This window comes from Paenibacillus sp. IHBB 10380 (assembly GCF_000949425.1).
In the GTDB taxonomy this organism is placed as follows: Bacteria; Bacillota; Bacilli; order Paenibacillales; family Paenibacillaceae; genus Paenibacillus_AQ.
Genome location: NZ_CP010976.1, coordinates 3,164,209 through 3,176,154 on the forward strand (window position 1 = coordinate 3,164,209; position 11,946 = coordinate 3,176,154).

Here is an 11,946-nt window from a genome sequence, read left to right on the forward strand (position 1 = left end):
CCAAGTTTTTTGCAACACACTAGTCTTGCAGTTTTCCAAATCGTCTTCTCCCTTGTTATACAAAGAAACACAATTGTCCGGAAACAATAATTTTTTAGACTATGAATTTCGGATACACCGGCGACGGCGGCCGGCTTGTGCGGATTAGAATCTATCATTTTATTATTCCAGTCTATAACTTTATATATATCGAGTATTTCATTATACTGGTCTACATCATGTTGTTTCCTTCCAAACACAACAAGAGCAGATGCGTAGCACACACGTCATCTGCTCCTTTTCTTTTATCACACAACTAAATCCTTAAACAGCCTTTCGTTTGAACAACAGATACATAAAAAAGGGAGCACCCACTCCCGCTGTGAATACTCCTGCGGGAATATCAAGGGGTTGGAAGAGCATTCTCCCTGCCATATCTGCTAATAGTAAAATAATCGCACCCAAGAGTGCAGAAACGGGTATGAGGATCATATAAGAGTTCCCTGCAAGTTTTCTAGCCATATGTGGAGCTAATAATCCGATAAACGAGATTGTACCGGCGATCCCAACCGCCGCACCCGCGAGCGCAACACTACAGAACAATACAATCATGCGGGTACGCTGGAGACGACTTCCCAGACCAACAGCCACTTCTTCACCCAACGATTGAATATCCAATTCTTTCGCATATAGCAGGGACAGTGGAATAAAGACAGCAATCCATGGCCATAGGGATTCGATATATTTCCAATTGATCCCGTAGATACTTCCCGTCATCCAATTCAATACTTGTGCGGCCAAATAAGCAGGTCCGCTTATGAGCAAGAACATCGTAAGCGCGCCCATAGCAGTCGATATTCCGATACCAATAAGCACCAGTCTGAATATTGATATCCCTTTTTTCCAAGCCAGCCCATAATTGATAGCAGCAGCAATGAAGGCCCCCACGATGGCAATTACCGGAACCCAGTGAATACTATAGCCTACGAACAAGGTCATAAAGGCAACTACTGCCACCGAAGCTCCGCCTGTCACTCCCAGTAAATCCGGAGATGCAAGTGGGTTACGAATTACCCCTTGGAGTAAGGCACCAGAAACCGCTAATGCCGCTCCGATTAATAGAGCTGCTACGATTCGGGGTAAACGAAACTGCATGATGATTAAGTCACTGCTCTCTTCATTCTGACCCATAAGAGAGAATAAAACTTCCTTAAGCGGAATATGCACACTACCTACTGATAAGCAAATAATGGACACAACAACCACAAGGAGACTCAGCAATAAAAGGATTAAGATATGCTTTCCTGTTTGACGTCTATGCATGTTTCCTCCTTCTAGCCACGTAGATCAGGAATGGAACACCAATAAGTGCTGTTGCGACACCTACAGGAATTTCCTTCGGCATTAGGATGAAACGTGAAGCAATATCTGCTGCGACAAGGAGTGTTGCCCCTGTTAGAGCGCAATAAGGAAGTAACCAGCGATGGTCATTACCTACTATGTATCTGCATAGATGTGGAACGATGAGTCCTATGAAAGCAATGGGGCCAGCTGCGGCAACGGAGCTTCCTGCGAGAAGGACAACAGCAATGGTTGACACAACACGAGTGAGCATCAGGCGTTGGCCCAGACCCTTGGCGCTGTCATCTCCTAGTGCCATTACGTTCAAAGAACCCGCTAACAGCATCGATATGAACAATCCAACAGACATATACGGAAACACAATGAATAGATGATCCAATTGTCTTCCTGAAACAGAACCAATCATCCAGAACAAGGCCGAATCTAACGACTCTTTATTTATTAATATGATCCCCGATGTGACAGAAGAAGCGAATGCAGCAACGGCTGCACCAGCCAGTGTGAGTTTAATAGGTTCAAACCCTCCACTTCCCTGCATACCTAAGATATATACAAATAGCGATGTGATAGTTGCGCCTACAAAGGCGATCCAGATCATGCTGTTCATCGTTAAAGAAGATCCAAATACAGCCAGTCCAATGACAATAAATAAGACTGCACCTGCATTAATTCCAAATATAGATGGAGAAGCTAACGGATTCTTCGTTAGTACCTGCATAATAGCACCTGCAATAGCCAGACTAGCTCCTACCGCTGCGGCTATTAATGCTCGAGGTACCCGTGTATTCGTAATAATGAGATGATCATTAGAACCATCAAATTGATTATAAGCTAGCCATAAATCTCTTATTCCGTATTGATGAAGGCCAAACAAAATACTAGCTAGAATACAGACAAGCAGTAAAATGGCGCCTACCCCCATACCAACCAACTTACCTCTACGGCTTGTCATCAAAAATCCCATGTTCGTTCATCCCTCCCGTATACAAGCTTGGATTGTAATGGGCCTGCTGAAATGATAAATAAGCTGACGCCAAGTAGTATTGACGTCAGCTTACTGATTATGCCAAGTTACTTTATTTCAAAATATTTAACGAGTTCATCCAGAAGTAAATTAGCAGCCATGTAGCCGCCCGCTGAGTTCCAAATGGCTTCATCTACCTGTACAATTTTCTTGTTTTTGGATACGTTCAAGTTTTTGAATAAAGGATCCTTCATCCACTCCTCTACCACTTTGGACGCATCCGTCTTACCGGCAGCTTCCGTGACGAAGTAGAATAATACATCCCCATCCATACTAGGAATTGTTTCTTTAGACATAACCTCGATAAAATCGTCCTTATCCTGGGAAGCAGGGCGAGCAATTCCTAAATCATTTAAAAGAACTCCTGAGAATGTTTGCTTCTGATAGATACGTACCTGTGAAGCGGAGAAGCGTGCAACCGATACTTTAGTATTCGCTTTATCTCCCAGTTTCGCCTTCACATCAGCAACCCGTTTGTCGAAGTCAGCCATAGCCTTCTCGCCTTCTTCTTTCTTGTTCACAGCTTCCATATATAGTTTGAAGTTGATCTTCCAATCCCCGGCTAAATCTTCGGCGAATACAGTAGGTGCGATCTGCTTCAATTGTTCATATACTTTCTCCTGTCTGACTTTATTCCCAATAATCAAGTCAGGTTTAAGGCTGGCGATCAGTTCGATGTTTGGTTGTAATTCATCACCAACAACCGTGACATCCTGCATATCTGCTTTAATATGATCATACCATGGGTCTCCAATCCAAGATTGAACGGCACCGATTGGTTTAATGCCCACAGCTAGCAGGGCCTCGGTTCCTTCGTTAGTAAGAATGACAACACGTTCAGGAGTACCTGTCAGAGTTTCTTCTCCCATAGCATGTTTAATTACTCGAGATGAATCGATTTCTGATGAATTAGTTGCTGTTGGAGTTGATGTTGTCACATTCTTGCTCGGTACTTCCTCCCCATTTACAGCATTTGTATTTGTTGTTCCACTTCCGCAAGCACTCAGCAATAAAGTGATACAAAGTAGTAAGGTGGCTGCCATGGATGTTTTGTGTCCTCTGTACATTGATAAATCCCCTTCTCTATTATATTGATAATGATTATCAAGATCATTATCAATATAACGTCGAAGCTTTCTTGCAACAATAGGATATCTCGACATATAGGATGGATTATTTCGACTTGTATCCATTTTGCGGGCATTTTCTTTGAAACTTGTCGGGGAAACCCCCTCGTACTTCTTAAAAATACGACTAAAATAATAACTGTCCGGATAACCAACACCATCAGCAATTTCTTTCAACGTAAACTCAGTACTAAGCAATAGTTCTTTGGCTTTATTCACGCGAAAGTGAATTAAATAATCGATTGGACTGGTACTCTTCTGACTTTTAAACATCCTCAGGAACTGCCTAGAGTTACAATCTAACATTTCTACCAGTGATTCGAGGGTAATGTGCTCCCTATAGTGTTCGTGAATATAATGAATGGCTTGCGTCACCAGATCAGGCTTGATGGCATTGTTCCCTTGTTGATATTGCCGCAAAAGCTCATATACAAATTGATAAAACAACGTTTTGACATGCAATTTTTCTAGTGTATCTGCTCGTTGCCACTCTTTATCCATCAACTTAATATTATTGAATAACGAAATTGGATCATGCGGAGCAAAGCTGTATTGCTTTTGAAATGGATTATCTGTTTCCATAAGCTTCACAAGCTCTTGACGACACGGCAATGGCAAATTTGCTGTGTACAAAATCATGTAGTACTCAAAGATTTCTTCGGTTACAATATCAAGACACAACCCTTTACCACCATGCAGGATATGTGATCGTTTCACATTGTTCGCTGACCCATCCAACCACACTGTCGCACTGCCACGAATTGTATACAAGAAAGCACTAGCCGGCAACGGATAGGAGCGTAATTCCTCCCCATGCTTCATAATCGTATGGCGCACATCCATAACTCTGATCGAAACATGATTCCACAGCATGTTATGGTCACTAAGTTTCATCGTCTTACTTCATTCCCTTCTAAACCACTCATGTCCTTCTTAATTGTAGAGATCTTTTCTTTTCATTCGTCCCAGTGCTTGCCAATAAACTCATCTCTGCCGGATTGTTCGCGATCTTCTTTATAGTGCTTAGGATTCTTTTTGTGGTAGTCCTGATTGTAATCCTCTGCCACATAAAATGTTTGTGCCGGGATAATTTCAGTAACGATGGGGCCAGTGAACCTACCGCTGTCAACTACTTGCTCTTTAGAGACAAGTGCCGCTTCCTTCTGTTCTTCATTATAATAAAAAATTGCCGTACGATATTGCTTGCCTCTATCCTGAAACTGTCCACCATCGTCGGTCGGATCAACTTGTGGCCAGTATAACTCAAGTAGCTTCTTATATGGGAAAAGCGTTGGATTGAACGTGATCTGCACAACTTCGTAGTGTCCCGTCGTTCCGGTTTTGACCTCCTCATAGGTCGGGCTCTCACTTGTTCCCCCAGTATAACCTGATACAATCCCATGAATGCCAGGCAATTCCTCGAACGGTGTTACCATGCACCAAAAGCACCCTCCTGCAAACATTGCTTTTTCCATCATTCCACTTCCTCTCCCCATCTTATCTATAGCATCTTGTTATTTGATACATAACTTGTTAACCCATTATAGAGCAAATCTATAGACGGATTGTAACTATACGCAAAAAAACCCGAAGTTTTCTAGACTTTGCTGCGCTGCTTCTTTCATTAGTTTTCGCAATTCGTCCTCATGTCTGACGTTGCCATAACGTTTAATACTAAACTGTTGATTGTCGAATAGGTGTAAGGCAGCCTGCATGACGGCATCCACAGTATCACCTATAGAATCTGAGTAAATAGTAATGATTACAATATTAAACTCACTTGTTCACCATCATTACAAATCACTGGGCCTATTATGTCCTCTTACCTTAGATAATCTCTCCTTTCTTCTCTTTCAAGTTATGAATTTGACTACTTACGTGCATACTACTGAAACTAACCATGTTAAGGAGGCTTCATCTATGGATATTCCAAGCGTTGAACCCATGACAGCTATTCAAGGCCTACCTATTCCACTATTCATAGATCATAGCTGGGTTGAGAATATGGAGAACCGCCTAGATAAAGGAGGCCCTTGGGGCGATTGGCGGCTATTTCAACTAGCGGTCCAAGGTGAAGAATCTCGCCTGGTAACAAGCTTTGATGAGTTACTATGTGTGAAATATTTACAAGATTTAACGCCGTTACCCCATCAGATTGATACGGCACGTAAAGTGCTTTTTGATATGTCAGGAAGGGCCATCCTCGCAGATGAGGTTGGGTTAGGAAAAACGATTGAGGCTGGACTCATTCTGAAAGAATATATGATTCGCGGGCTTGTCTCTAAAGTGCTTATTCTAGTTCCGGCTTCCCTTGTACTCCAGTGGGTTCGGGAGTTGAATAGTAAGTTTGGGATATCTGCCGTAGCCCAGAAGAAAGCCTATTCATGGGATTGTGACGTCGTTGTTGCTTCCATAGATACAGCCAAAAGAGATCCTCATAAGGAGATCCTCCTGAATCAGGAATTTGACATGCTCATTATTGATGAAGCTCACAAGTTAAAAAATAAAAAAACAACCAATTACCAGTTTATCCAGAAGCTACGCAAGAAATATTGTCTTCTGTTAACGGCTACACCAGTCCAGAACAATCTAGGAGAACTATTTAATCTAATTACATTACTTAAGCCTGGTCAACTCGGTAGGCACGGTGATTTCTCTGCTAATTTTGTTGTAGATAAACGCATTCCTAAGAACGAAGAGCAGCTGAAGAACGAGCTTTCCAAGGTGATGATCCGTAATCGACGCGGAGAGGGACCTACGATTTTTACCAAAAGAACGGTGAAAAATGTCAGTCTTCAGCTTTCTCCTGAGGAACAAGCGTTGTATGACGGCGTGACCTCTTTTGTCAAAGATCAATATCAAGCAGCTGGTGGTAATTTGAGCAGTATGTTATCACTCGTAACCCTTCAGCGTGAGGTGTGTAGCAGTCGTGACGCGGTGTTCCTTACGTTAGTCAATCTATCCAAAAAAATGGCTGAAGATTCACCTTTACGCGCCAAAATATGGGAGCTAGTGTATGCCATTAAAGAAATAAAAGCCAATACTAAGGCTGAAAAGGCTATCGAGCTTATTCGCAGCATGAATGAAAAGGTGATTGTATTCACAGAATATCGAGCTACTCAAGAATATCTTCTGCAATATTTTCGAACACATGGCTTGACCTGCGTCCCTTATCGCGGAGGGATGAACCGTGGTAAAAAGGATTGGATGATGGATCTATTTCGCGGTAAAACGCAAGTCATGATTGCGACAGAAGCAGGTGGAGAAGGCATCAATCTACAGTTCTGTCACCATATGATCAACTTCGATCTCCCATGGAATCCTATGCGGGTTGAGCAACGAATCGGAAGAGTACATCGATTAGGCCAGAAGAATGATGTGAAGATATATAACTTATCCACAACGGGAACAATTGAAGAGCATATTCTCAACTTACTGCATGAAAAAATCAACATGTTCGAGATGGTGATCGGTGGACTCGATGTTATTCTGGAACGTTATGAGAAGAAGGAATCCCTTGAGAAAAGCTTATATAAAATCGTACTTGAATCGCAAACGGATGAGGAAATACGGCAAAAGGTCAGCTCACTAGGTCATAAACTGGATGAATTGAAACAGCAAGTTCAATTTGAATCGGTAAGAGAGGAGGACGCCTAAAATGAGTATGTCTAAAGAACAAGTGCAGCAGCAGATCATGACTTATTTAGAAGCGACAGAATGTCTTATTATTGAGAAATCACCTTATCATGTGACCGTTAAGCTTTCACCTAGAGCTGACAAAATTTTGACAAACAGGCCCTATTATTGGGGATTTGTCGAGCGTGTGGGTGTAGAACCTGAGACATTATCTTATACCTTTGTATTTGATTCTGAACGCTATAAGACACCTGATGAGGTACCTTCTCCACCTGTAAATGGTGTGCAACAAGATGGTATTCTGTCTAAATATTTCGGAGTAGCTCCTCCTGTACCAAGAATAGGTCCCGGAAGGATTCCGCGCGAGGATGTAACCTATGGCAGCCGAAGACTACAGCAAATTTGGGATGCAGCGCGCCAAGAAGGCGGCTCAGTCTACTTATTTGAGCAACCTATTGATTTACAGCGTCGAATGTTATTCTCAGCGGCATATGAACCTTGGCTAGCTGTCTGCTATAAAGTGGAAATGGCCTGTGATATCAAAAAAGAACAACTACACTTCCTAGGCATCTCTCTACTAAGTGGCACGATCAAGGAGAATTTCTTTCATCTGTTGGAAGGGCTTTCGCTAAGTCCGCGACTTCCTGAGAATATTCATATCGAACCTGCAACCATAACATTATCGAATGCGGCAGATAGGCTACGCTCTCATCTGACGTCCAACCTGAGTCTGCTGGACTATGACTGGGCAGAGCTGGCCAAGGAACGTCTAAAAGACGAGTTGGCTGTTGTCGATTTCTATTACGAGGATTTACTGAAAGAAGAAGATAAAGAGAAGCAGACTCATATTCAAGAGCAGTACGAACGCAGACGTAGTGAAATGACTTGGCAGTATGAGCCTAAAGTTAATGTGTCCGTCATCACCTGTGGTCTATTTCACCTCCGAAGTGAGTCCCTGAGAACGAACTAGCAATAAAGAGATGCTACAAAGTCGCCTCATCTGACTTCAACAATCCTTGTAGCATAAAGTTCGACACCGCAGATTTTAGCTCATTCTATACAATAGAGAGCGTTTGACCTACATCGCTAAAAGAGTGCAAAAAAAGACCCTGTCTTCACGTGGTTTCTATGACAGCTTGTAACAACCTTTTTACAGCTTGTACCTTACAATGTAAGAAGTTCCCATTATAGAAAGGTGGATTCTATGAAATCCTTGCCTTACACATCTAAGTTTATTCTAGCCTTACTATGTATGAACCTACTGGTGCCCTTTGAACTTATGTCTGCAACAGGTAGTGTGTCTTCATCTGCCGTTCCGACTACGGTACAAGCTAAGCCAGCCCCACAGCTGGATCGTCCGAATGAGTTCATAGCGACACCGCTTATATCAACGCCTGTGTCCTTACAGTCTTTCACAGTAAATGTGATCCAGCAACTTTCAGTACAGAAGCCATTTGCATCTTGGAAGGAAGCTGAGTTGCAATACTTTCCACTGGGTCCTGGAACGCGAAGCTGGCTTGTTATCGTATCCGAGAACCAAAAAAAGGATCTAGGTTATCTGATCTTATCAGCCAAAGATGACGGCAGTGATCCTAATGAAAGCTATATTCTAAGCGAATATGGCTCTGCCCCCTCTATTCCTTATAACTTAACCATGTTGCGCCAGACCTTGGTGCAACTTAGTATCATTCCTACTAACTTTCCTAACTCTATCAACGTAGAGGCTTTATATATCCCTCTTTTGCCTTTGTGGAAAATCACTTCGGACACTAAGGAACCTATTTATATGAATGCACTCACACTAGAAGTATTGCCATGGGGTGATTCACACTTCAAATCACTATCGGATAAAGCGATCTGGACAAAGGAAGGGATTCCTAGCTCAGATCACAGCCTTAAATCTTCAATCCCTGTATCCTATAAGGGTGAGGGTGATCCTTATAACAACCTATTATGGGTTACAGCTCCTGAAGTCCCTTTACCTACAAACAAAGAATTCACCTCTTACCTGAAGTCGCAGAGTTCACTCATCTTCACATCACCCAACCGTAATGACGACTACGGTAGTCCTTTTAATATCACTGGCTTTCAAGAATGGTCCACGAAGCATCAGAATTCACAGGATTTTCTATATGTCGGAACTGGATTGAATGGAAATCGCTACCTCCCCTTATCCCTATTACGAACGCAAGGAGAATTTCGCGCTTCACCTCAATAAAAGAAATCTAACTGAACCATTCAACAAGAAATATAAACTAAGTATAGTGAAAACTTATACTTTCTTATATTTCAAAAAAGAGCGTAGACTTCGTCATTCCAGAAGCCTGCGCTCTTTTGTATATTATCCCCATTACCCATTGTGGCTTATAAATCCCTCAGATTCCTCTTGCTCATACTCAAGGATTTCCCATCTTGTTGTTGCTCTCTTTCCGACTCATTTGGTGATTTATCTCTCAACAACGCTAAACTAATGGGAATCATACCGAACCATTTCGTGGACCATGTTTCTTTAACAACGGTTTCACGCTTCCGCTCTTGTTTCGGTGTTTCCATATACATAACGACTTGCTCTGTAATGTATTTCACCAATTTGAATTCATCAGCCATTCTTACCCCTCCATATTATTCAGATCCGTAATAAATGCTCTTATAAGTAGGGTGTGCATTTAACCTTTCATTTAAACCTTTGAGATTAAGATCTAGCTCTTTAATATCCTCATAACTAATATTTAACAGGTTGATCTAAATTTCTTGAATCACACATGCATTTTTTAGCTCATTTTGCACAATATAACATTAAATTAAAAACAGACATCTAAATCAATTAAGAGGAGAATTTAACAGCCATGTATATAAAAAAGACTGTCCATATAGTAGTTGTTCTACTCGTTATGGTCATAGCTACAGCTGGCTTGAATCTTACAAATAGAACCTTGTATGCAGCCGGCTTCTCTGATGATCATTCAGATCCAGTACACCCTGCCTTTCCCAAGGAAGTTCTACTCATCGATGTAGGTCATGGCGGTATTGACGGAGGCACATCTTTTCAGCAAATTGTTGAGAAAGATATTAATTTGAAAATCGCACTTAAAGTGTTCATGCTGCTGAAGAGCAAAGGGTATTATGCCATACTGAATCGCTCTAACGATTATGCCCTAAGTGACGATAACAATTGGCTACGCAGCTCCTCACGTCATCTACGCGACTTGGCACAGCGCAAGGAGCTAAGTCGTCAGATTCCAACATTACTCGTAATTAGTCTACACGTGAACTGGGGTAAATCACCTGCCAAAAGAGGTCCCCTCGTTCTTCACCAGAATGAAGGTCGAAGTTACCTTTTAGCTGATGCCATCCAGCAGCAACTTAACCGACTTTATGGGACTCATCAGCAACCTAAGTTAGGTAAACCTTTTTATATACTCAATTATGTTAAAGACCCCGCTGTCATCGTTGAGACTGGTTTCCTAAGCAATCCACAGGACCGAGCAATGCTCACTAATCCCCGTCAACAATTAATCATCGCGGAATCGATCACCGCAGGTATTATTGGTTATTTGACGGAAATATAGGGGTAGGACTCCAGCCCCAATTAGCCTTAGCCAGGTCACTAATCCCAATAAATTGAACGCGTTGCTTCATTTCAGGGATGCGATTTTTCAACACTGCGGCTGTTTTTTCACCTTGAGTACCGACATGTCCAATCGTGACACAGATTTGATGTTCCTTTGCCCAATTCTCAACAGCCTGCAATTGTTTGGTAATATGACTACGGGTATGGACATCATCTAGAAAAATGTTATTTTCTATTGCAGGCATGCCTATTTTAGCGGACAGCTTGCCGGCTACAGATCTGTAATTCGTACGGCTGTCAACAAAGAGTAGTCCTCTTTCTTTGCAGACCTGTAGTACGATGGACATAATTCGTTCATCCCCCGTTATTCTCGAACCCATATGATTATTCATACCAATCGCATGGGGAATATCATCAATGGCATCTTCTACACGTTTACGAATTTCTGCATCACTTAATTTGGAAGTAATCGCTCCGGGTCCCAGCCAACTTACATTCCCTTGTTTAGGCTCCATTGGCATATGCACGAGAACGTCATGGCCTTGCTTGTGAGCTAATTCAGCATCACTATGGCTTGTTTTTAAGAATGGCATGACAGCCACGGTTAACTTCACAGGCATAGACAGTATTTCCTCTGTGCCCTTTTGCCCATTACCAAAATCATCTATAATGACAGCTACTTTATGTTGTGGAAGATTAGAATCCTGCGCTCTGCTAGGCTCAAATGCATATGCTGAATAACTCCAAGTCACACTTATACTACACCACAATAGTACAACTTTAAGATATCTTCTCAAACCACACGCGGATTTCATCAGACCACTCCCTCTTTATCTTATGAAGTCAGTGTTTGAGTAAGAGGAGCTAAATATGTATGCTGAGAATTAATAAATATGGGAGTGGATAAATATGTAGTTTTTACGGCATCTCTTCACCTGAATCAAGGAATGTGACAGTTTTGGAAGGAGATTGACTACGCCTAACAACGCGTGTTATTATATTTATTGCGTAGATTGAGTACGCACAGATTTATTTTGAAGCACAACGTGAAGTCTGTTTACGGATTCTTTTCGTAAGCCTTCCGCAAGCGCCTCCGAAATATCCGTGCGAGCGTCTAGGAATATAACGCACAAGGAAAGCGGTGTAAACCCGCGCCATTTGCGGTCGTGGCGGAATTGGCAGACGCGCACGGTTCAGGTCCGTGTGGGCTAACCCCCGTGGAGGTTCGAGTCCTCTCGACCGCATCA

At 42.2% G+C, this 11,946-nt stretch carries 11 protein-coding genes and 1 tRNA gene; 5 read left to right on the forward strand and 7 right to left on the reverse strand.

The features are described from left to right. Nucleotides 1-303: 303 nt before the first annotated feature. The 5 genes from UB51_RS14000 to UB51_RS27190 form a co-directional block, all read right to left on the reverse strand. Nucleotides 304-1,302, reverse strand: a complete 999-nt coding sequence (locus tag UB51_RS14000; protein ID WP_044877821.1) for a FecCD family ABC transporter permease — start codon at nucleotides 1,300-1,302, stop codon at nucleotides 304-306. Next, nucleotides 1,295-2,305 (reverse strand): FecCD family ABC transporter permease, encoded by a 1,011-nt coding sequence (locus UB51_RS14005; protein ID WP_044877822.1) that lies wholly within the window; start codon nucleotides 2,303-2,305, stop codon nucleotides 1,295-1,297. The genes UB51_RS14000 and UB51_RS14005 overlap by 8 nt, the downstream gene beginning before the upstream one ends. Nucleotides 2,306-2,412: 107 nt before the next feature. Beyond that, nucleotides 2,413-4,386, reverse strand: coding sequence for an AraC family transcriptional regulator (locus UB51_RS14010; protein WP_044877823.1), 1,974 nt, complete (start codon nucleotides 4,384-4,386; stop codon nucleotides 2,413-2,415). Between the two features lie 62 nt (nucleotides 4,387-4,448). After that, a complete protein-coding gene (gene msrA / locus UB51_RS14015) occupies nucleotides 4,449-4,967 on the reverse strand; it encodes a peptide-methionine (S)-S-oxide reductase MsrA (protein WP_044880158.1) in 519 nt (172 codons plus the stop codon). Between the two features lie 96 nt (nucleotides 4,968-5,063). Next, a complete protein-coding gene (locus UB51_RS27190) occupies nucleotides 5,064-5,261 on the reverse strand; it encodes a kinase/pyrophosphorylase (RefSeq protein WP_324607782.1) in 198 nt (65 codons plus the stop codon). Nucleotides 5,262-5,496: 235 nt separating this feature from the next. Here UB51_RS27190 and UB51_RS14020 point away from each other — a divergent pair, with 235 nt between their 5' ends. The 3 genes from UB51_RS14020 to UB51_RS14030 all read left to right on the forward strand — a co-directional run bounded on the left by UB51_RS14020 (nucleotide 5,497) and on the right by UB51_RS14030 (nucleotide 9,346). Next, nucleotides 5,497-7,149, forward strand: coding sequence for a DEAD/DEAH box helicase (locus UB51_RS14020; RefSeq protein ID WP_445322383.1), 1,653 nt, complete (start codon nucleotides 5,497-5,499; stop codon nucleotides 7,147-7,149). Between the two features lies 1 nt (nucleotide 7,150). After that, complete coding sequence (locus tag UB51_RS14025) at nucleotides 7,151-8,098, forward strand: YqhG family protein (RefSeq protein WP_044877825.1); 948 nt, start codon at nucleotides 7,151-7,153, stop codon at nucleotides 8,096-8,098. A 234-nt stretch (nucleotides 8,099-8,332) separates the two neighbouring features. Then, entirely contained in the window at nucleotides 8,333-9,346 is a 1,014-nt protein-coding gene (locus tag UB51_RS14030) for a hypothetical protein (protein WP_044877826.1), read from the forward strand. A gap of 146 nt (nucleotides 9,347-9,492) precedes the next feature. On the opposite strand, the gene UB51_RS14035 is transcribed toward UB51_RS14030, so the two are convergent. After that, nucleotides 9,493-9,735, reverse strand: coding sequence for a YqzE family protein (locus UB51_RS14035; protein ID WP_044877827.1), 243 nt, complete (start codon nucleotides 9,733-9,735; stop codon nucleotides 9,493-9,495). 239 nt (nucleotides 9,736-9,974) lie between these two features. Between UB51_RS14035 and UB51_RS14040 the strand changes: the two genes are divergently transcribed. Next, complete coding sequence (locus UB51_RS14040; protein WP_052675937.1) at nucleotides 9,975-10,697, forward strand: N-acetylmuramoyl-L-alanine amidase; 723 nt, start codon at nucleotides 9,975-9,977, stop codon at nucleotides 10,695-10,697. Here UB51_RS14040 and UB51_RS14045 read toward each other — a convergent pair. Beyond that, a complete protein-coding gene (locus UB51_RS14045) occupies nucleotides 10,672-11,514 on the reverse strand; it encodes a divergent polysaccharide deacetylase family protein (RefSeq protein ID WP_052675939.1) in 843 nt (280 codons plus the stop codon). The two genes, UB51_RS14040 and UB51_RS14045, sit on opposite strands and share 26 nt — an antisense overlap. Nucleotides 11,515-11,859: 345 nt before the next feature. Here UB51_RS14045 and UB51_RS14050 point away from each other — a divergent pair. Further along, nucleotides 11,860-11,943, forward strand: a tRNA-Leu gene (locus tag UB51_RS14050). Nucleotides 11,944-11,946: the final 3 nt, after the last annotated feature.

Excerpts from the sequence above, each read along its gene's own strand:
- UB51_RS14005 (WP_044877822.1), bottom strand. The coding sequence starts at position 2,305 with ATGGGATTTTTGATGACAAGCCGTAGAGGTAAGTTGGTTGGTATGGGG.
- UB51_RS14000 (WP_044877821.1), bottom strand. The coding sequence starts at position 1,302 with ATGCATAGACGTCAAACAGGAAAGCATATCTTAATCCTTTTATTGCTG.
- UB51_RS14035 (WP_044877827.1), bottom strand. The coding sequence starts at position 9,735 with ATGGCTGATGAATTCAAATTGGTGAAATACATTACAGAGCAAGTCGTT.
- UB51_RS14020 (WP_445322383.1), top strand. The coding sequence starts at position 5,497 with ATGGAGAACCGCCTAGATAAAGGAGGCCCTTGGGGCGATTGGCGGCTA.
- UB51_RS14030 (WP_044877826.1), top strand. The coding sequence starts at position 8,333 with ATGAAATCCTTGCCTTACACATCTAAGTTTATTCTAGCCTTACTATGT.
- msrA (WP_044880158.1), bottom strand. The coding sequence starts at position 4,967 with ATGGAAAAAGCAATGTTTGCAGGAGGGTGCTTTTGGTGCATGGTAACA.
- UB51_RS14010 (WP_044877823.1), bottom strand. The coding sequence starts at position 4,386 with ATGAAACTTAGTGACCATAACATGCTGTGGAATCATGTTTCGATCAGA.
- UB51_RS14045 (WP_052675939.1), bottom strand. The coding sequence starts at position 11,514 with ATGAAATCCGCGTGTGGTTTGAGAAGATATCTTAAAGTTGTACTATTG.
- UB51_RS14040 (WP_052675937.1), top strand. The coding sequence starts at position 9,975 with ATGTATATAAAAAAGACTGTCCATATAGTAGTTGTTCTACTCGTTATG.
- UB51_RS14025 (WP_044877825.1), top strand. The coding sequence starts at position 7,151 with ATGAGTATGTCTAAAGAACAAGTGCAGCAGCAGATCATGACTTATTTA.